17 protein-coding genes are annotated in these 19333 nt (G+C 74.0%); 8 read left to right on the forward strand and 9 right to left on the reverse strand.

Annotated elements, in window-relative coordinates; all coding sequences use genetic code 11:
• Positions 1 to 237 precede the first annotated feature (237 nt).
• The gene (locus tag ACIBIW_RS16005; RefSeq protein ID WP_399336347.1) at positions 238 to 1647 is read left to right on the forward strand and encodes a cysteine desulfurase/sulfurtransferase TusA family protein; all 1410 of its coding nucleotides are present in this window, start codon (positions 238 to 240) and stop codon (positions 1645 to 1647) included.
• A 52-nt stretch (positions 1648 to 1699) separates the two neighbouring features.
• On the opposite strand, the gene ACIBIW_RS16010 is transcribed toward ACIBIW_RS16005, so the two are convergent.
• Positions 1700 to 2683 carry a carbohydrate kinase family protein gene (locus tag ACIBIW_RS16010; RefSeq protein ID WP_399336348.1) on the reverse strand — a complete coding sequence of 328 codons (984 nt, stop codon included), beginning with the start codon at positions 2681 to 2683 and terminating at the stop codon, positions 1700 to 1702.
• 261 nt (positions 2684 to 2944) lie between these two features.
• On the opposite strand from ACIBIW_RS16010, the gene ACIBIW_RS16015 reads away from it, so the two are divergent.
• Positions 2945 to 3157 carry a hypothetical protein gene (locus ACIBIW_RS16015; protein WP_399336350.1) on the forward strand — a complete coding sequence of 71 codons (213 nt, stop codon included), beginning with the start codon at positions 2945 to 2947 and terminating at the stop codon, positions 3155 to 3157.
• A 159-nt stretch (positions 3158 to 3316) separates the two neighbouring features.
• The gene (locus tag ACIBIW_RS16020) at positions 3317 to 4831 is read left to right on the forward strand and encodes a hypothetical protein (protein WP_399336352.1); all 1515 of its coding nucleotides are present in this window, start codon (positions 3317 to 3319) and stop codon (positions 4829 to 4831) included.
• A gap of 132 nt (positions 4832 to 4963) precedes the next feature.
• On the opposite strand, the gene ACIBIW_RS16025 is transcribed toward ACIBIW_RS16020, so the two are convergent.
• Positions 4964 to 5320: a HesB/IscA family protein gene (locus tag ACIBIW_RS16025; RefSeq protein ID WP_399336354.1), complete on the reverse strand. Its 357-nt coding sequence runs from the start codon at positions 5318 to 5320 to the stop codon at positions 4964 to 4966.
• 447 nt (positions 5321 to 5767) lie between these two features.
• On the opposite strand from ACIBIW_RS16025, the gene nadA reads away from it, so the two are divergent.
• Positions 5768 to 6964 carry a quinolinate synthase NadA gene (gene nadA / locus ACIBIW_RS16030; RefSeq protein WP_399336356.1) on the forward strand — a complete coding sequence of 399 codons (1197 nt, stop codon included), beginning with the start codon at positions 5768 to 5770 and terminating at the stop codon, positions 6962 to 6964.
• 318 nt (positions 6965 to 7282) lie between these two features.
• Here the strand turns inward: nadA and ACIBIW_RS16035 are convergent, their stop codons facing one another.
• From ACIBIW_RS16035 to ACIBIW_RS16055, 5 genes are all read right to left on the reverse strand, one after another.
• On the reverse strand, positions 7283 to 10384 hold the full coding sequence (locus tag ACIBIW_RS16035; RefSeq protein ID WP_399336358.1) for an efflux RND transporter permease subunit: 3102 nt from the start codon (positions 10382 to 10384) through the stop codon (positions 7283 to 7285).
• 277 nt (positions 10385 to 10661) lie between these two features.
• The gene (locus ACIBIW_RS16040; protein WP_399336360.1) at positions 10662 to 11393 is read right to left on the reverse strand and encodes a response regulator; all 732 of its coding nucleotides are present in this window, start codon (positions 11391 to 11393) and stop codon (positions 10662 to 10664) included.
• Between the two features lie 96 nt (positions 11394 to 11489).
• The gene (locus ACIBIW_RS16045) at positions 11490 to 12761 is read right to left on the reverse strand and encodes a sensor histidine kinase (protein WP_399336730.1); all 1272 of its coding nucleotides are present in this window, start codon (positions 12759 to 12761) and stop codon (positions 11490 to 11492) included.
• 135 nt (positions 12762 to 12896) lie between these two features.
• On the reverse strand, positions 12897 to 13175 hold the full coding sequence (locus ACIBIW_RS16050; RefSeq protein ID WP_399336362.1) for a hypothetical protein: 279 nt from the start codon (positions 13173 to 13175) through the stop codon (positions 12897 to 12899).
• A gap of 84 nt (positions 13176 to 13259) precedes the next feature.
• Entirely contained in the window at positions 13260 to 14072 is an 813-nt protein-coding gene (locus ACIBIW_RS16055) for a PspA/IM30 family protein (protein ID WP_399336364.1), read from the reverse strand.
• Positions 14073 to 14378: 306 nt separating this feature from the next.
• Here ACIBIW_RS16055 and ACIBIW_RS16060 point away from each other — a divergent pair, with 306 nt between their 5' ends.
• The 3 genes from ACIBIW_RS16060 (at position 14379) to ACIBIW_RS16070 (ending at position 16992) form a co-directional block, all read left to right on the forward strand.
• A complete protein-coding gene (locus ACIBIW_RS16060; RefSeq protein ID WP_399336366.1) occupies positions 14379 to 14999 on the forward strand; it encodes a DUF3043 domain-containing protein in 621 nt (206 codons plus the stop codon).
• Positions 15000 to 15088: 89 nt separating this feature from the next.
• Positions 15089 to 15793, forward strand: a complete 705-nt coding sequence (locus ACIBIW_RS16065) for a class I SAM-dependent methyltransferase (protein ID WP_399336732.1) — start codon at positions 15089 to 15091, stop codon at positions 15791 to 15793.
• A gap of 122 nt (positions 15794 to 15915) precedes the next feature.
• Entirely contained in the window at positions 15916 to 16992 is a 1077-nt protein-coding gene (locus tag ACIBIW_RS16070) for a S1C family serine protease (protein ID WP_399336368.1), read from the forward strand.
• Positions 16993 to 17064: 72 nt separating this feature from the next.
• On the opposite strand, the gene ACIBIW_RS16075 is transcribed toward ACIBIW_RS16070, so the two are convergent.
• A complete protein-coding gene (locus tag ACIBIW_RS16075) occupies positions 17065 to 17313 on the reverse strand; it encodes a hypothetical protein (RefSeq protein WP_399336370.1) in 249 nt (82 codons plus the stop codon).
• A gap of 86 nt (positions 17314 to 17399) precedes the next feature.
• Between ACIBIW_RS16075 and ACIBIW_RS16080 the strand changes: the two genes are divergently transcribed.
• Complete coding sequence (locus ACIBIW_RS16080) at positions 17400 to 18644, forward strand: bifunctional adenosylcobinamide kinase/adenosylcobinamide-phosphate guanylyltransferase (RefSeq protein WP_399336372.1); 1245 nt, start codon at positions 17400 to 17402, stop codon at positions 18642 to 18644.
• Positions 18645 to 18650: 6 nt separating this feature from the next.
• Here the strand turns inward: ACIBIW_RS16080 and ACIBIW_RS16085 are convergent, their stop codons facing one another.
• Positions 18651 to 19220 carry a methyltransferase domain-containing protein gene (locus ACIBIW_RS16085; RefSeq protein WP_399336374.1) on the reverse strand — a complete coding sequence of 190 codons (570 nt, stop codon included), beginning with the start codon at positions 19218 to 19220 and terminating at the stop codon, positions 18651 to 18653.
• Positions 19221 to 19333 lie beyond the last annotated feature (113 nt).

Below are 19333 nucleotides of genomic sequence, written 5' to 3' on the forward strand. Positions count from 1 at the left end.
AGGGTTTGATGTTTATGCGGTGCAAACCCTACTGGACGCTATTTGGCACTGCGCGGGGAGGGTGCCCAACGCGCCGGGGGCCTCACCGAAGGGGTGGGCCGGGCCATGTCAGGGCCCCTTTTCGGGGTCGCTGAGCAGGCCGGGGACGGCCTCGTACGGGCACATGTGCGCCCGGCGCGCGGGCTTCTGACGGAGCGCCCGGGGCACCCGCGCGAATCCGCCGACTAGCGTGGGGGAATGGTGTATTTCGACGCCGCTTCCGCGGTGCCCCTGCATCCGGTGGCGCGGCAGGCGCTGGCCGCCGCGCTCGACGAGGGGTGGGCCGATCCCGCGAGGCCGCACCGCGAGGGCCGGCGGGCGCGGCTGCTGCTGGACGCGGCGCGGGAGAGCGCGGCGGCCGAGGTGGGGTGCCGCCCCGACGAGTTGGTGTTCACCGGCTCGGGCACCCGCGCGGTGCACACCGGGATGGCGGGGGCGCTCGCCGGGCGGCGGCGCGCCGGGGATCACCTGATCGTGAGCGCCGTCGAACACTCCTGCGTGCTGTTTGCCGCGGAGAAGCACGCCGCGGGCGGCGGCCGGGTGGAGCGGGTGCCGGTGGGGCGCACGGGCGCGGTGGCCGCGGACGGCTTCGCGGCGGCGCTGCGCGGGGACACCGCGCTGGCGTGTCTGCAATCCGCCAACCATGAGACCGGCACCGTGCAGCCGGTCGCCGAGGCGGCCGAGGCGTGCCGGGCGGCGGGGGTGCCGCTGCTGGTGGACGCGGCGCAGTCGCTGGGCTGGGGCCCGGTGCCCGGACCGTGGTCGCTGCTCACGGCGAGCGCCCACAAGTGGGGCGGGCCGCCGGGGGTGGGGCTGCTCGCGGTGCGCAAGGGCACCCGGTTCGCGCCGCCGGGGCCCTCGGACGAGCGGGAGTCGGGGCGTGCGCCCGGCTTCGAGAACATTCCGGCGATCGTGGCGGCGGCGGCCTCGCTGCGGGCGGTGCGGGCCGCGGCGGACGCGGAGGCGGCCAGGCTGCGGGAGCTGACGGCGCGCATCAGGAGCCGGGTGCCCTCGCTGGTGCCGGACACCGAGGTGGTGGGCGACCCGGAGCAGCGGCTGCCGCACCTGGTCACCTTCTCCTGTCTCTATGTCGACGGGGAGACGGTGCTGCACGCGCTGGACCGCGCCGGGTTCTCGGTGTCCTCGGGCTCCTCCTGCACCAGTTCGACGCTGACGCCGAGCCATGTGCTGGTGGCGATGGGGGTGCTCAGCGAGGGCAACGTACGGGTGTCGCTGCCGCCCGGCACCCCCGCGGAGGAGGTCGAGCGGTTCCTCGACGTGCTGCCCGGGGTGGTCGCCGGGGTGCGGGGGGAGCTGGGCGCACCGGCTACGGCGACGGAGGGCACGGCGAGCGCTGCGGGGGCGGCACGGGTGGCGGCCGAGGGGCCCCTCGTGGTCGACGCCCTGGGGAAGCGGTGCCCGCTGCCGGTGATCGAGCTGGCGAAGGTGTTCGCGGCGGTCCCGGTGGGCGGCCGGGTGGCGGTGCTCGCGGACGACGAGGCGGCGCGGCACGACATCCCGGCGTGGTGCGAGATGCGCGGGCAGGAGTACGTGGGCGAGGAGGCCGCCGAGCGCGGGGTGGCGTATGTGGTGCGCCGGGTGAGCTGAGCGGCGGCCGCCGGGGCGGGGCCGGGGGCGCGGGCCCCGCCCCGGTTGCGCCTCAGACCACCCGGGGCAGGTGGTCCTGGACCTCGGCGGCGGCCTCGTCGCCGTACCGCTTGGTGAAGCGCTCGATGAAGTTGATCCTGCTCAGCTCGTACTCCTGGGTGCCCACGGTCTCGATGACCAGGGTGGCCAGCATGCAGCCGACCTGGGCGGCGCGCTCCAGGGTGACGCCCCAGACGAGCCCGGAGAGGAACCCGGCGCGGAAGGCGTCGCCGACCCCGGTCGGGTCGGCCTTGGCGTGCTCCTCGGGACAGCCGACCTCGATCGTCTCGGCGCCCTCGGCCTCGATACGGGCGCCGCGGGGGCCGAGGGTGGTGACGCGGTGGCCGACCCTGCCCAGGATCTCGGCGTCGCTCCAGCCGGTCTTGGTCTCGATGAGGCCCTTCTCGTACTCGTTGGAGAAGAGGTACGCGGCGCCGTCCAGCAGGGTGCGGATCTCGTCGCCCTCCATCCGGGCGATCTGCTGGGAGAAGTCGGCGGCGAAGGGGATGCCCCGGGTGCGGCACTCCTCGGTGTGGCGCAGCATGCCCTCGGGGTCGTCGGCGCCGATGACGACGAGGTCGAGGCCGCCGACCCGGTCGGCGACCGCCTTCAGCTCGATCAGCCTGGCCTCGCTCATGGCGCCGGTGTAGAAGGAGCCGATCTGGTTGTGCTCCACGTCGGTGGTGCAGATGAAGCGGGCGGTGTGCAGCACCTCGGAGATCCGTACGGACCCGGTGTCGACGCCGTTGCGCTCCAGCCAGGCGCGGTACTCCTCGAAGTCCTCACCGGCGGCGCCGACCAGGACGGGCGCGGTGCCGAGCTGACCCATGCCGTAGCAGATGTTCGCGCCCACTCCCCCGCGGCGCACCTCAAGGCCGTCCACGAGGAAGGAGAGCGACACCGTGTGCAGTTGGTCGGCGACGAGCTGGTCGGTGAAGCGGCCTGGGAAGGTCATCAGATGGTCGGTGGCGATGGAGCCGGAGACTGCGATACGCACGGCGGTTACACGCTCCTGCGGTCGGGGGGCCGCGCATGGCGCATGCGCGGCGCTGGCTGGGCGCCCGCGCGGGGTGGTGGTGACGCGCGGCTGGGTGTGCTGTCCTTGCGGTCGTCCCGGCCGGTCGGCGGTTTCGAGTTCACCGGTGCCGGGCACGGCGCCCTTCGTACGCTACCGGGTTCGCGTTTCACTCGCCCGGCCATCGAAACTACCCGATAGTAGGGCTTTCTTCGCACACTGTCCGATGGCTACGGTTCCAGCATGACGAATGACCAGGCGTATCGGGCCGCTCCGTTCGAGCTTGACGGGGGGCTCGCCGCGCTGCGGGGCGCGGCGGCCGGGATGATGCCGCAGTGGGCGGACCGGCGTGCGCCCGAGGCGTGCCGCCCGGTGCCGCCGTCCCTGATCAACGGCGTGGTGGTGCCGCCGGGTTCCGCCCGGCTGCTCGACGCCATGTCGGAGTACGGGGACTGACCCGCCGGGGGCACCGCGCCCCCGCCGCCGCCCGGGCGCTCCCCCGGCGCGGTGGAACCGCTCGCGCACTCCCCGCGTCCCATAGCCGTCCCTCGCGGACGGACGCGGGGCCCGCCGCCGGGTGCGGCGGGACGGCAGGACAGCCGAAGGAGCGATGTGGTGAGCACCGAGCGACCGACCCCCGACAACGGCGAAGGCCACGACGGCACGGCGGCGCACGAGGACGCGCGGGCCGAGGCGCGGGCGGCCGACCAGGCCAGGGGCGGCGAGCCCCGGGCGGGCGGCGCGCGCCGACGGCCGCGGCTCGCGGTGGGCGCCGTGGCGGCAGCGGTACTGCTGGCGGGCGGCGGCGGAGCGTATCTGGCGACGGGCGCGTCCGGCGGCTCGGGAGAGCCCCGCGCGAGCGAGGGCAGCCCCCCGGTGCTGTCCCTCGACGGCTACTCCCCGGGCGACGCGGCGAGCGGCACGGCGGCATCCTCGGGGGCGCCCGGTATCGCGCCGGGCGAGCCGGACCCGAACGGGCCCGGGTACCGCGCCGACGAGGGCGCGCTGCCGAAGGGCCCGGACAAGGCCGCCGTCTACAAGGGGGGCGGCACGGTCGGCGCCGACGCGGTGCGGCGGCTGGCGCGCGCCCTCGGCCTCGCGGGCGAGCCCCGGCAGACCGGCGCGAGCTGGCAGGTCGGCCCGGACGGCGACGGCGCGGGCCCGCAGCTACGGGTGAGCCGCCAGGCGCCGGGCGCCTGGACCTACACCGCGCTGGGTTCCAACGGCTCGGACGACTGCCGGCGGGGCGAGACCTGCTCGGTCTCCCCCGACGGGCAGCACGGCGACCCGGTGGACGCGGCGGCGGCGAAGGCCGCGGCGGCCCCGGTGCTGAAGGCGGTCGGCGAGTCCGACGCCAAGGTCGACACGGACCAGTTGATGGGCTCGGTACGGGTGGTCGACGCGGACCCGGTGGTCGACGGGCTGCCCACCTACGGCTGGGCCACGGCCCTCAGGGTCGGCACCGACGGCCACATCACCGGCGGCAGCGGCCGGCTGACGGTGCCGCAGAAGGGCGACACCTATCCGGTGCTGAGCGCCAAGGAGACCCTGGACCGGCTCAACGCCGCCCGCGGCGGCGGTGGTGGTGGGCGGGAGGCGCCCGGCGGCTGCGCCTCCACGGAACCGCTCCAAAAGGACCAGAAGGACCAGAAGGGTCAGAAGGACCTGAAGGAGATGCCGTGCGCAGGGCCCGCAAAGCAGCCGCGGCAGCAGGTCGAGGACGCCGACTTCGGTCTTGCCGCGCGGTATGTCGACGGCAGGCCCGCGCTGGTGCCCTCGTGGCTGTACGAGGTGGGCTCGGGCGACAGCGCCCGTACGGTGCCGTATCCGGCGGTGGCGCCGAAGTACCTCGGTGAGCAGGAGGGCGGCACCCCGACGAGCACCGCGCTGACCTCGTACGCCGCCGCGGGCCGGAGCCTCACGGTCCGCTTCGAGGCCGGTGTGTGCGCCCACTACTCGGTCTCCGCGCGGGAGACGGGGGACACGGTCGAGGTCACGGTCCACGAGAGCGGCGGCAAGGGCGTCTGCATCGACTTGGCGCGCGTCTACGAGCGCACCGTCACACTGGACGAGCCGGTGGGCGAGCGCACGGTGGTGGACGGCGACCACAAGCCGGTGCGCGCCGAGTAGTCGCCGCGCAGTCAGGGCGTACGGGGGTCCCGTCGCGCGACCGGAAAACGAAGGACGGAAAACGAAGAGGGGAACCGCCTGGGCAGTTCCCCTCTTCCGTGTGGACCGGGCGCGCGGCCCCGGCCTCGGCGACTAGTGGAACGAGTCGCCGCAGGCGCAGGAGCCGGTCGCGTTCGGGTTGTCGATCGTGAAGCCCTGCTTCTCGATGGTGTCGACGAAGTCGATGGAGGCACCGCTCAGGTACGGGGCGCTCATGCGGTCGGTCACGACCTTGACGCCGCCGAACTCCTTGACGACGTCGCCGTCGAGGGAGCGCTCGTCGAAGAAGAGCTGGTACCGCAGACCGGAGCAGCCGCCGGGCTCGACCGAGACGCGGAGGGCGAGGTCGTCACGGCCCTCCTGGTCCAGCAGGGCCTTGACCTTGGCCGCGGCGCCGTCGGACAGGATGATGCCGTCGGTGGCGGTGGTGGTGTCGTCCGATACGGACATCTACATCTCTCCCGGGTAGTTCGGAGACTGCTTGCCGACGGGTCCAACCGATGCTGCCGCGGATTCATTCCGTTCCTCGGCGACCGAGGCGACCGTCTTCGTTTCTGTTGTCCTCCCCCATGCTCGCACACGCCCCGTTCCCCCGTACGGACGCACGCTGACGGTCCCGGGAGGGCGCCGACGGCCACATACGGCCGTCCGCGGGGCCCATCGCCGCCGGCCGGGAATTGCGTCACATCGACATGATGGCCATCGTCAACGTGACGTGAAGGGGTTATGATAGATAACGTCACATAGACGAAAAGTGGTGCCGTGTGTCCTCCCCGCACCCGGGGCGCGCCCGGCGTCCGTACCGCACGAGCCGCATGAGCCGGACGCCGCAGCGCGCCGTGGAGACAACGGTGCCTCCCCGCCTCGGGGTCCCCGGAAGAAGAGAGGGTGCGTGCCGTGACCACCGCCAAGACCACCCAGGACCTCGACGTGGAGCCCACCCCGCTCGCGCTGCTGCTGCTCGGCCGGGAGGCCGACCCGCACAGCGAGCGCGGGGTCGAGTGCCCCGGGGACCTGCCCGCGCCCTCCGACCCCGACCTGGTGGCGCGCGCCCGCGCCGCCAGGGCGCGCCTCGGCGAGAGGGTCTTCGTGCTCGGGCACCACTACCAGCGCGACGAGGTCATCCAGTTCGCCGACGTCACCGGCGACTCCTTCAAGCTCGCCCGGGACGCCGCCGCCCGGCCGGAGGCGGAGTACATCGTGTTCTGCGGGGTGCACTTCATGGCCGAGTCCGCGGACATCCTCACCTCGGACGCCCAGCGGGTCGTGCTCCCCGACCTCGCCGCGGGCTGCTCCATGGCCGACATGGCCACGGCGGAGCAGGTCGCCGAGTGCTGGGACGTGCTCACGGACGCCGGGGTCGCCGACCGGGTGGTGCCGGTGTCGTACATGAACTCCTCCGCGGACATCAAGGCGTTCACCGGGGAGCACGGCGGCACCATCTGCACCTCGTCCAACGCGGAGCGGGCGCTGCGCTGGGCCTTCGAGCAGGGCGGGCCCGACGGCAAGGTGCTCTTCCTGCCGGACCAGCACCTCGGCAGGAACACCGCGGTCCTCGACATGGGCCTCTCGCTCGACGACTGCGTGGTCTACAACCCGCACCGGCCGGGCGGCGGGCTCACGGCAGGGCAGTTGCGGGACGCGAAGATGATCCTGTGGCGGGGGCACTGCTCGGTGCACGGCCGCTTCAGCCTGGACTCCGTGCGGGAGGTGCGGGAGCGGATACCCGGCGTGCGGGTGCTGGTGCACCCCGAGTGCCGGCACGAGGTGGTGCGCGCCGCGGACCACGTCGGCTCCACCGAGCACATCATCCGCATGCTGGAGGAGGCGCCCGCCGGGTCCAAGTGGGCGGTCGGCACGGAGCTGAACCTCGTACGGCGGCTGGCGAACCGTTTCGCGGAACAGGACAAGGAGATCGTCTTCCTGGACCGCACGGTGTGCTTCTGCTCCACGATGAACCGGATCGACCTGCCGCACCTGGTGTGGGCGCTTGAGGCGCTGGCCGACGGCAGGACGGTCAACAGGATCACGGTCGACGAGCGGACGGCGGGGTTCGCACGGCTCGCGCTGGATCGCATGCTTGCGTTGCCGTAGGCGCGTGACTGGGCTGAGCGGGTTCGGCACCGCCGGGGGCCGCCGTGGGGGTTGCTCGCCGTTGCGGCGGTTTGAAGGGGGCCTGGCGGCCCCCTTCGGCCCCCGTTGTGGGCGGGTCGGGGGCCGAGGATGACGCTGGCGCGTCCTCCTCGGCCCCCTGCCGTGCGTGGTGGCGTGGCGCGCCCGGGGGAAGAGGTCAGAACCGGGGCGAGGGGGCGCGGCAGCGCCCCCTCTTTTCCGCCGCGACGGCGCCCGACCACGACGGCCGGGGACCGGCGGTGCCCGACGCACCCCGGCCCCCGCCCCGCGCAGCGGGATTCAGACCCCAGCCGGCTCCGGAGCCGGCTGCTCCGCGCGCGCAGCCCGCTTCGCGGCCTTCTTGCGGCGGCGCCGCTCCTTGCGGAGCTCCACCATCGCGTACAGCGTCGGCACCAGCAGCAGTGTCAGGATGGTCGACGAGATCAGACCGCCGATCACCACCACCGCGAGCGGCTGGGCGATGAAGCCGCCCTCGCCCGTGACGCCGAGGGCCATCGGCAGCAGCGCGAAGATGGTCGCGAGCGCGGTCATCAGGATCGGGCGGAGCCGGTGCCTGCCGCCCTCGACGACCGCCTCCACGATCCCGTACCCCTGTGCCCGGTACTGGTTGATGAGGTCGATGAGCACGATCGCGTTGGTGACCACGATGCCGATGAGCATCAGCATGCCGATCAGCGCCGGGACCCCCATCGCCGTGCCGGTGAGGATCAGCAGCGCGATCGCGCCGGTCGCGGCGAACGGGATGGACACCAGCAGGATCAGCGGCTGCACCAGCGACCTGAAGGTCGCCACCAGCAGCATGAACACGATGGCCACGGCCGCCAGCATGGCGAGCCCCAGCTTCGCGAACGCGTCGTCCTGGTCCTGCGAGACACCGCCGATGGAGGCGGTGGCGCCCTCGGGCAGCTTCAGCGCGTCGATCTTCGACTGGAGGGAGCTGCTGACCGAGCCGGTGTTGTCACCCGTGGGGCGGGCGCTGATGGTGGCGGCGCGCTGGCCGTCGATGCGGGTCATCGAGACCGGCCCGTCGACCATCTTCACGTCGGCGATCTGGCCGAGCTTCACCGACCCGAGCGACAGGTTGCGCAGTTGGCCGACGGTCGTGGCGGGCTGCGGGGAGCGCACCACGATGTCGCGCTCGGTGTCGTCCAGCGTGGCCTTGCCCGTCTTGTTGCCGTCGACGGCCTGCGCGACGGCCTGGCCGAGGGTGGTGTCGTCGAACCCGGCGGCGGCCGCCTTCGAGTTGGCCTTCACCGAGATCCGCGGCACCGACTGGGAGAGGTCGCTCTGCACGTCGGTGACGTCGTCCAGCTTGGCCACCGTGGCACGCACCTGGTCGGCGGCCTTGCGCAGCACACCCTCGTCGGCGGCCTTCACGACCACGCTCAGGTCCTGGCTGCCGAAGCCGTCCCCGGCGCTGATGGTGGTGTCACCGATGCCGGAGACCTTGCCGAGGTCCGCCTCGATACGGTCCTGCGTCTCGTCGTACGACGCCTTGTCCTTGAGCGTGACCTGGTACGTGGCGTGGTTGGTGTCGGTGCTGCCGCCGAACGCCGCGGCGAAGCCGGAGTTGCCGATGGTCGCCTGGTAGTCCTTGATGGTGTCGATGCCGTCGAGGGTCTTCTCGACCTTCTTGGCGGCGGCGTCGGTGGCCGCGAGGCTGGTGCCCGGCTTCAGCTCCTGGCTGATGCTGAGGGTGTCCTGCTCGCCCTGGTCGAAGAAGTTGGTCTTCAGCAGCGACGCCATGCCGAGGGTGAGCACCAGCACGAGCACGGCCACGATCACCGTGGTCAGCCTGCGCCGGGTGACGAAGCGCAGCACCGGCACGTAGAACCGCTGGAGCCTGCTGCGTGCCTCCTTCTCCTCCGCGACCCTGCGCGCGGCGTCCGGCTCCGCGTCCCGTACGGACTTCGGGGCGCGCAGGAACCAGTACGAGAGCACCGGCACCACGGTCAGCGCCACCAGCAGCGAGGCGAGCAGCGCGGCCGTGACGGTGAGCGAGAAGCCGCCGAACAGGGAGCCGACCATGCCGCCGACGAGTCCGACGGGCAGGAAGACGGCGACGGTGGTCAGGGTCGACGAGGTGACCGCGCCCGCGACCTCCTTCACCGCGGTGAGGATGGCGTGCTTGCGTTCCTCCCCGTAGCCGAGGTGCCGTTTGATGTTCTCCAGGACCACGATCGAGTCGTCGACGACGCGGCCGATGGCGATGGTGAGGGCGCCGAGCGTGAGGATGTTCAGCGACTGGCCGCCGATCCACAGCACGAGCAGCGCGAGCACCACCGACAGCGGGATGGAGATCGCGGTGACCAGGGTGGAGCGCAGCGACGCCAGGAACAGCAGGATGACGATGACCGCGAACAGCAGGCCGAGCGCGCCCTCGGTGGTCAGGCCGCTGATGGAGTCGGAGACCGCGGGGCCCTGGTCGCTGACGACGGTGAGGCTGGAGCCCGCGCCGAGGTCCTTGCGCAGGTCGGGCAGCTTGTCCTTGACCGCCTTGGAGATGGAGACCGCGCTGCCGTCCTGGCCCATCGTGACGGAGACCGCGAGGCTGGGCTTGCCGTCGGTGCGGGTGATGGAGGTCGCCTTCGACGGCTGCTGCTCGACGCCCGCGATGTCGCCGAGCTTCACCGGCGAGCCGCCGTCGGCGCCGGGGATCATCAGCGCCTTGATCTGCGCGAGCGAGGTGAAGCCGCCGCCGACCTGGACGCTGCGGTTGGCGCCGTTCTCGTCGAGGGAGCCCGCCGGGGTGGTGGCGCCGCCCGCCTGGAGCGCCTGGCCGAGCGCGGTGGGCGTGACACCGGCCGCGGCCATCTTCTTCTGGTCGGGGGTGACCGTGACCTGGAGGTCCTGCACACCGTCGACGGTGACCTGGTTGACCCCGTCGATGTCCTTCAGCGCGGGCACCACGGTGCGGTCGAGCTGGTCGGAGAGCGCCTGCTGGTCCTTGTCGGAGGTGACGGCGAGGACGACGGTGGGGAGGTCGTCGGTGGAGCCGAACACCACCTGGGGGTCCACGTCCTGGGGGATCTGGGAGCGGTTGACGGCCGTCTGGATGTCGGCCGCGATCTGCTTCGAGCCGTTGCCGTAGTCGAACTGGGCCATCACCACGGCGCTGCCCTCGGAGGCCGTGGAGGTGACCCCGGTGACCCCGTCGACCGCCTTGATCTGGTCTTCCAGCGGCTCGACGACCTGCTTCTCGACCACGTCGGGGGCGGCGCCCTGGTAGGGGGCGACGACGGACACCATGGGCAGTTCGATGGTGGGCAGGAGTTGTTGTTTGAGCTGCGGAATCGCGATCACGCCGAAGATCAGCGCGATGATCGACATCAGCCCTATCAGGGCCCGTTGGGCGAGGCTGAATCTGGACAGCCAGGACATGGGTCGGTCTCTCTTCTGTGGCGTGCGCGGCAGGCGAGGGCAGGCGTGAACCCCGCTGGAGGTGGCCCGCACGCGGGGCACCGCGGCGCTGGGACGCAGGGGGACCCGCGGGGCCACCACACACCACCCTCGGCCATGGAGGAGGCCGCCTTCGTCGCCTCCAGGTCCAAATCCCCCGGGGGGTGCTACTGCGGGCGCAGTACGACGTCTACACCGGGGGGTCTAGCGCGACCCCACCCGTGGGTAGGGTTTCGCGGCGCCGGGGGGTGGAGAAAGCTCAGCCGCTCCTGGGCCGTACGAGGCCCGACTCGTAGGCGATGACGACGAGTTGGGCGCGGTCCCGGGCGCCGAGCTTGGCCATCGCGCGGTTCACATGGGTCTTGACGGTGAGCGGGCTGACGACGAGGCGCTCGGCGATCTCGTCGTTGGAGTGGCCGCCCGCGACCTGGACGAGGACCTCGCGCTCGCGCCCGGTGAGCGCTTCGAGGCGGGCGGCGTGCGCCCCGGCGGCGGGGTCGTGGGCGCCGCCGCCGTCGCCCTGGGCGAGGAAGGTGGCGATGAGGCCCTTGGTGGCCATCGGGGAGAGCAGGGCCTCGCCCGCGTAGGCGACCCGGATCGCGTTCAGCAGTTCGTCGGGCTCCGAGCCCTTGCCGAGGAACCCGGAGGCGCCCGCGCGCAGCGACTCGACGACGTACTCGTCGACCTCGAAGGTGGTGAGCATGACGACGCGCACCCCGGCGAGCCCGGGGTCGGCGCCGATCAGCCGGGTGGCGGCGAGGCCGTCGGTGCCGGGCATGCGGATGTCCATGAGGACGACGTCGGCGCGCTCGTCGCGGGCGAGCCGTACGGCCTCCGCGCCGTCGGACGCCTCGCCCACGACGCTCATGTCGGGCTCGGAGTCCACCAGCACGCGGAAGGCGCTGCGCAGCAGCGCCTGGTCGTCGGCGAGCACCACCCGGATCGCGCTCTGGTCGGCGGCGCCGTCGCCCGGGGCCTTACCGGTCGTCATCTTCGCTCCCTGGTCCTCGTTCCGGCGCCGACGTGCGGGCCGCCGCGGACGGCGCGCCGCGCACCCCGGCATCACGCCCCTGGGGGCGTGGCCACCCTATGGCGGCGTCCCCAGGGCCCCGGCGCCGCCCGCCGCGAGCCGCGCGCCATCCGGCCGGCCGGCGAACGGGAGGACCGCGTGGACACGGAAGCCGCCCTCGGGGCGCGGCCCGGTGGCGAGGGTGCCGCCGAGCGCCACGGCGCGCTCGCGCATGCCGAGCAGACCGTGGCCGCCGTGGAACGTGGGGTCGTCAGGGGGGCGCTCCGCCCTGCACTCCCCCGCGGGGCCGCCGTCGAGGACGGTCAGCTCCAGTGCGGCCGCCGCGCGCACCACACACACCTCGGCGCTCGCGCCGGGGCCCGCGTGCTTGTGCACGTTGGTCAGCGCCTCCTGCACGATGCGGTACGCGGCCAGGTCCACGGCGGCGGGCAGCTCGCCGTGCGGCCCGGGGCCGCCGACGCTGACGGTCAGGCCCGCGGCCCTGAAGGTGCCGACCAGCTCGTCGAGCCGGTCGAGCCCGGGCGCGGGCTCCCTCGGCGCCGCGGGGTCGCCTGACTGCCGCAGCAGCCCCACCGTGGTGCGCAGCTCCCCGAGCGCAGAGCGGCTGGCCTCGCGGACCTGGTACAGGGCCTCCTTGGCCTGGTCGGGGCGCTTGTCCATGACATGGGCCGCGACCCCTGCCTGGACGTTGACGAGCGCGATGTGGTGGGCGACGACGTCGTGCAGGTCGCGGGCGATGCGCAGCCGCTCCTCCGCGACCCTGCGGCGCGCCTCCTCCTCCCGGGTGCGCTCGGCGCGCTCGGCGCGCTCCCTGATGGCGCCGACGAAGGCCCGGCGGCTGCGCACGGCGTCGCCGACCGCGGCCGCCATGCCGGTCCAGGCGAAGATCGCGATGTTCTCCTGCGCGTACCAGGGCAGCGGGCCCGCGAGCATCGCGGCGGCGGTGAGCACCGTCATGGTGAGCAGCCCGACCCGCCAGGTGGTGGTCCTGTCGGTGCTGGCGGCGACGGTGAACAGGGCCACGGCCGCGCACATGGCGACGGGGGCGCGCGGCTCCCCCGAGAGGAGTTCGGCGAGGGAGACGGCGCCGGTGGCGGCGAGCACCGGCACCGGGGCGCGGCGGCGGTGGACAAGGGAGAGGGAGCCGAGCACCATCAGAACGAGGCTGAGGGCGCCGGGGGTGCGGGTGCCCCAGGTGCTGCCGTGCGGGCCGCCGGGGCGGACGAAGGAGCCGACGACCATGCAGACGAGCGCGCCCAGCGCGACGGCTGCGTCGAGGGCGAGCGGGTTGGCGTTCAGCCAGGCTCTGATGCGGGAGACACGGGGGATGTCGGAGAGTGCGCTCACGGGCTGCGGCTTCACTGGTACGGGGCGGAGGCGGCGGTGGCCGCCCGGCTGCCGGGGCCCGGCAGCCGGTGTCCTGGGCGCCGGGCGGTCGCGGCGGTGCGCGACCGCCGGGCCTTCTCAGCCCGGTATCAGGCCGTCGTCCGTGAGCATGGCGCGTACCTCGTCGAGGGTCGCGTCGGGAGCGGGCAGGATCAGCTCCGAGGGCTCAAGGGAGTCGTCGGGGACCGGCTCGCCGATCTCGCGGACCTTGTCGAGCAGGGCGTGCAGGGTGCGGCGGAAGCCGGGGCCGTCGCCCCGCTCCACCTCGGCGAGCAGCTCGTCGTCGAGCCTGTTCAGTTCGCTGAAGCGGCTGTCGGCCAGCAGAAGCTGGCCCTCCCCCATGATCCGTACGATCATGACGCCCTCCTCGGCATCATCGGGCGTCGGCCGGCCGCGGGCCGCGCCGGCCGGCGCCGACTGGCATCGGCTGGGAAACCGCCCTCACTGCTTGTCGAAGCGGGGGCGGGCCGAGTCCTGGGGCTGCTCCTGGGGCTGCTGGGTCTGGCCGCCCTCCTGGCCGCCCTCGATGGCCTGCTGCTGGGACGAGGAGCCCCCGGCCAGCTCGGCCTTCATCCGCTGGAGCTCCAGCTCGACATCGGTACCGCCGGAGATGCGGTCCAGCTCGGCGGCGATGTCGTCCTTGGCCATGCCGGACTGGTCGTCGAGGGCGCCGGAGGCCAGCAGCTCGTCGATGGCGCCCGCCCTGGCCTGGAGCTGGGCCGTCTTGTCCTCGGCGCGCTGGATCGCGAGGCCGACGTCGCCCATCTCCTCGGAGATGCCGGAGAACGCCTCGCCGATCCTGGTCTGCGCCTGGGCGGCGGTGTAGGTGGCCTTGATCGTCTCCTTCTTCGTGCGGAAGGCGTCGACCTTGGCCTGGAGGCGCTGGGCCGCGAGGGTGAGCTTCTCCTCCTCGCCCTGGAGCGTCTGGTGCTGGGTCTCCAAGTCGGTGACCTGCTGCTGGAGCGCGGCGCGCCGGGACAGGGCCTCGCGGGCCAGGTCCTCACGGCCGAGGGCGAGCGCCTTGCGGCCCTGGTCCTCCAGCTTGCTCGACTGGCCCTGGAGCTGGCCGAGCTGTAGTTCGAGCCGCTTGCGGGAGGTCGCCACGTCGGCGACGCCCCTGCGCACCTTCTGTAGCAGTTCGAGCTGCTTCTGGTACGAGTAATCGAGGGTCTCGCGCGGGTCCTCGGCCCGGTCAAGGGCCTTGTTCGCCTTCGCGCGGAAGATCATCCCCATACGCTTCATGACACCGCTCATGGGCTTCGCGCGCCCCCTTCTGACGGACTTCTCAGCTCCAGCTCCAACAGAACCCACAGTACGGGCCCTGCATCCATTACCGCACTGTTCCGGTGCGGATGCGCTCATCCCCAAGGACGACTGCGTCCGCGGCTGCTCCGGCGTGAGTACTACGAGCGCTTCGGGGTCATCCCCCGGTCCTGCCCCCGGGACCGCGCCCGTCCCGCTCACCGCCGCGCCGCCGACCGTCGACCGGCCCGGTCGTCGACGCGTACGCCCCTACAGACGCGTGGCGTTGCGGGATCGTTCCCCGGGGGGCTGTGGTCCATGCGCCGGAACCCCTTACCCTTGGGGTTTGTGTTCCGTAGCCGAGCGAACGACGAGAAGACCACGGGCGCCAAGGCCCAGGTGAACGACCGCGAGCGTCACCCGGAGGCCCCCAAGGGGCGCCCCACGCCGAAGCGGAGTGTGGCCCAGGGCCAGCGCCGCAGCGTCGCCTCCACGCCGACGAACCGCAAAGAGGCGGCGAAGCGGCAGCGCGAGGGCAGGCGGGAGGCGATGGAGCGCCAGCGCCAGGCCATGGCGACGGGCGACGAGCGCTATATGCCCGCCCGCGACAAGGGCCCTGTGCGCAGGTTCGCCCGGGACTTCGTGGACTCGCGCTTCAGCGCGGCCGAGTACTTCCTGCCGCTCGCCGTGGTGATCCTGGTGCTGAGCATGGTGCGGATCGGCTCGCTCCAGAACATCGCGCTGCTGCTGTGGCTCCTGGTGATCGTGCTGATCGTGGTGGACTCCGCCGGTGTGGCCTTCCGGCTCCGCAGGCGGCTCGCCGAGCGCTTCCCCGACGAGTCCCACAAGGGCGCCACCGCCTACGCCCTCATGCGCACCCTCCAGATGCGCCGGCTCCGGCTGCCGAAGCCGCAGGTGGCGCGGGGAGAGCGGCCCTGAGTACGGAGGCACCGGGAGGCTTCAGGGACGGCGCCGAGGCATGGCTGCGCGGCCTCGGCGGCCTCAGGAACGTGGTGCGCCAGGAGCTGGTGGCCCGCCAGCTCGACGAGCGCATAGCGGGGCTCTTCCCCGTGGGCAAGCGCCTTCGGGTGCTCGACGTGGGCATGGGGCAGGGCACCCAGGCGCTGCGTCTGGCCCGCGCGGGCCACGAGGTCACGGGCCTCGAACAGGACGAGGAGATGCTGGCCGCGGCCCGCGCCGCGCTGGCGGGTGAGCCCGAGGGCATACGCGGGCGGGTGCGGCTCGTACAGGGCGACGGCCGCGACACCGGGGTGCACTTCCTGCCCGGCAGCTTCGACGTGGTCCTCTGCCACGGTGTCCTGATGTACGCGCAGGAGCCCGACCCGCTGGTCGCGGGGCTCGCCAGGATGCTGGCGCCCGGGGGGCTGCTGTCGCTGCTGGTGCGCAACGCGGACGCGCTGGCGCTGCGCCCGGGGCTGCTGGGCGACTGGCGGGGCGCGCTGGCGGCCTTCGACACGGTCACGTACACCAACCGGCTCGGGGTGACGGTGCGGGCCGACCGGCTCGCGGCGCTGAAGAGCACCCTCGCCGGGATCGGGGCGCCGCTGCGCGCCTGGTACGGGGTGCGGCTCTTCACCGACCTGGCGCCCGACGAGAGCGCGCCGCCGCCGGACGTGGAGACCCTGCTCGCCGCCGAGGAGCGCGCGGGCCGCACGGACCCGTACCGGAGGATGGCGGCGCTGCTGCACCTGTGCGGGGTACGCGGCGGCTGACCGCGGGGCGCGCACGCGCGCGTACGGCCCGTCGGGCGCCCACGCGCGGCGCACGTACGCGGGGCCCCCGAACGGCGGCGCACCGCGGGCCGGGGCCCGCGCCCCTGGGGATACTCCCGGACATGGACGCATCGCATGCCCGCAGCCACGGACCCCTTCTGACGGCGGTGGCGGCGCTGTGCGCCGCGGCCCTGCTCGGCGGCTGTGCGGGTGCCGACGCGGGGCACACCGCGCGGGCGGCCTCCGAGCGCCGGGCGCCCGCCGCCGCAAGCGACCTCCAGGACGACTACCAGCGGGTGATCAAGGACGTGCTGCCGTCCGTCGTGCAGATCCAGGGCAGCAAGGACCTGGGCTCCGGGATCGTCTACGACGACCAGGGCCATGTGGTCACCAACGCGCACGTCGTCGGCAAGGAGCGCACCTTCCGGGTCACCACGGCGGGCAGCGAGAGCAATCTGACCGCCCGCCTGGTGTCGGCCTACCCCGAGCAGGACCTCGCCGTCGTCAAGCTGACCAACATGCCGGCGGGTCTTAAGGCGGCCTCGTTCGGCGACTCGTCGCGGGCCGAGGTGGGGCAGATCGTGCTGGCGATGGGCTCGCCGCTGGGGCTCTCGTCGAGCGTCACCCAGGGCATCGTCTCGGCCATCGGCAGGACGGTGAGCGAGGGCCGCTCGGGGGACGGCGACAGCGGTACGGGAGCCACCATCGCGAACATGGTGCAGACGTCGGCCGCGATCAACCCCGGCAACAGCGGGGGCGCGCTGGTCGGCCTCGACGGCAAGGTCATCGGCATCCCGACGCTCGCCGCCACCGACCCCGACCTCGGCAACAGCGCGGCCCCCGGTATCGGCTTCGCCATCCCCTCCCGCACCGTCACCCATATCGCCGACCAGATCATCAAGAAGGGCAGGGTGACCGACTCGGGGCGGGCCGCGCTCGACATCACCGCGCGCAGCGTCGTGGACAGCTCGGCGCGGCCCTCGGGGGTGGCGGTGGTGTCAGTGCGCAAGGGCGGCGCCGCGGCCGACGCGGGGCTGCGCGCGGGCGATGTGATCACCCGGCTCAACAAGTCCCCGGTCGACTCCGTGACCTCGCTCGCGGAGGCGCTGGCGGGCCGCTCCCCCGGCGAACGGGTCGACGTGACCTACGTACGCTCCGAGCAGCGGCGCACCGCCCGGGTCACCCTGGGGGAGATGTGAGCCGCACGGCCGCGCGCGGCGCCGTCACCGGGGCGCACGCGCCCCGCGCGCGGACCCCGGCCGCCCGCCGGGTCAGGCCCCGGCTTCCCGCCCCGCGGCGTCGGCGCCGCTCGGGCTGTCGGGGGACAGGCTCATCGGGCCGTAGACCTCCGTGCCGTCCTCGAAAAGACGCACCTGGTCCGCGCCGCCCTCCGCGAGGCCCCGCCAGTTCTCCCCGAGCCAGGACTCCGCGTCCCCCTGGGTGGTGAACTCCTCGGGCCGCACCGCGGGCGGCACCTCGGTCCCGTCCGCCTTCTCGAACCGCCACGTCCACGCCACCACGTATGCCTCCCGGGGATCTCGCTGCTTCGGCCGCCTGAAGCGTAACCGGGCGCGCACGGTCCGCGCGGGCGCGGGAGGATCTTCGTATGGAACTGACACTGCTCGGCACCGGGGGCCCCGACGGGCTGCCGATCCCCGGGTGCCCCTGCGCGGCCTGTGGCGCCGCCCGGGGCCCCGAGGCGCGCGCCGCCACGTCGGTGCTCGTCGACGGGGTGCTGCTGCTCGACCTCACCCCGGGCGCCGCGTTCACGGCCGCGCGCGCGGGCGGCAGTCTGGCCGAGGTGGGGCGGGTGCTGCTGTCCCATCCGCACCAGGGCCCGCCGCCGCAGGTGCCCGCGGGGCTGCCCGCGCCCGGCAGGCCCGCGGACGGCGAGGACATCGCGCTGCCCTCGGGGCACCGGGTGCGGGTGGTCGCCCTGGACTCCCCGGGCACCGGCTACGAGGTCACAGGGCCGGACGGCGCCCGGCTGCTGTACCTGCCGCCCGGCGCAGCGCCCGCGGGGCCGCCCGCCGGCACGGCGCCGTACGACATGGTGCTCGCCGACGTCCTCGGCAGGCCGGACGCGCTGGCGGCGCTGCGTGCACGGGGCGCCGTGGACACCAGGAACGCGCACACGGACGTGCTCGCCGTGCACCTGGACCACCAGGTGCCGCCGGGCCGGGAGCTGCACCGCAGGCTGGCCGCCGCCGGGGTGCGCGCGGTGCCCGACGGCACCGGGCTCGACGTGACGCCGCGGACCGGGGTGGCGGCGGGCATCAGGCGCGGCATGGCGCCCGCCGCACCGCCCGTGCCCCGCCGCACCCTGGTGCTCGGCGGCGCCAGGTCGGGCAAGTCGGCCGAGGCGGAACGGCGCCTCGCGACCTGCCCCGACGTGCTGTACGTGGCGACTGGCGGCACCCGCGCGGGGGACCGCGAGTGGGCCGAGCGGGTGCGCGCGCACCGGGAGCGCAGGCCGGGGTCGTGGCGCACCGAGGAGACCTGCGACCTGGTGCCCCTGCTCGAAGGGGAGGGGCCCGCGCTGCTCGTGGACTGCCTGTCGCTGTGGCTGACGTCGGTGATGGACGAGGTGGGCGCCTGGGACGACACCGAGTGGTCCTGCGGCGGCGAGCGCGAACTGCGGCGCCGCGTGGACGCGTTGACGGCGGCGGTGCGCGGGACCCGGCGGACCCTGGTGGCGGTCTCCAACGAGGTGGGCTCCGGCATCGTGCCCGCGACCCCCTCGGGGCGCCGCTACCGCGACGAACTGGGCCGTCTCAATACGGCGTTCGCCGCGGAGTGCGAGCATGTGCTGCTGATCGTCGCCGGGCAGGCGCTGGCGCTGCGCGGCTGAGGCAGCTCACCCCGCCGCGCGCCGCGCCACCGCCCGGTACGCGCCCGCGCGGCCGAGGCCGCCGAAGGCGGGCGGCAGCGGGCACACCGACAGCAGTGTGAAGCCCGCCGCGTCCAGGGCACGCCGCAGCAGCGGCCTCGGCAGCGGGCGCGGCGCCGGGAGCACGGCCCTGCGGCCGAGTCCCGGGCGCGGTGTGCCGTGCGCCTCGATCAGCAGATGGCCGCCGGGCCGCAACACGGTGTGCGCGGCGGCCAGTTCCGCCGCCGGGTCCTCGACGCGCTCCAGGTGGTGGAGCATGCTCAGCGCGTCGTAGCGGCCCGCGAGCCGCCGGGCGAGCGCGGGCAGGGTGCCCAGGTGCGCCTCCTCGATGTGGCCGTCGGCCGCCGCGCGCCGCACCCCGTCGCCGGGGCCGAGCCCGTCGAAGGCGATGTACGGCTCCGCCTCGCGGGCGGCGGCGGCGAACGGCAGCGGCCCGGCGCCGACATCGAGCCAGCTCTCCGGCTCGGTGTGCCGCAGCACGGCACGCAGCGCCGCGCGGTGCCGCCTCCTGTGGAGGGCGCGGGACGGGGTGGGCATGGCGGCTCCAGTGGCTCGGCCCCCCGGCGCGGAACGTACGGGAACGTAGGGGAAGGACGGGGCCGATTCAACGACGGCGCCGGTGCGTCCCGCGCCGGTCGCCCCACGGGCGG

Source organism: Streptomyces sp. NPDC050560, assembly GCF_044457285.1.
Taxonomy (GTDB): domain Bacteria; phylum Actinomycetota; class Actinomycetes; order Streptomycetales; family Streptomycetaceae; genus Streptomyces.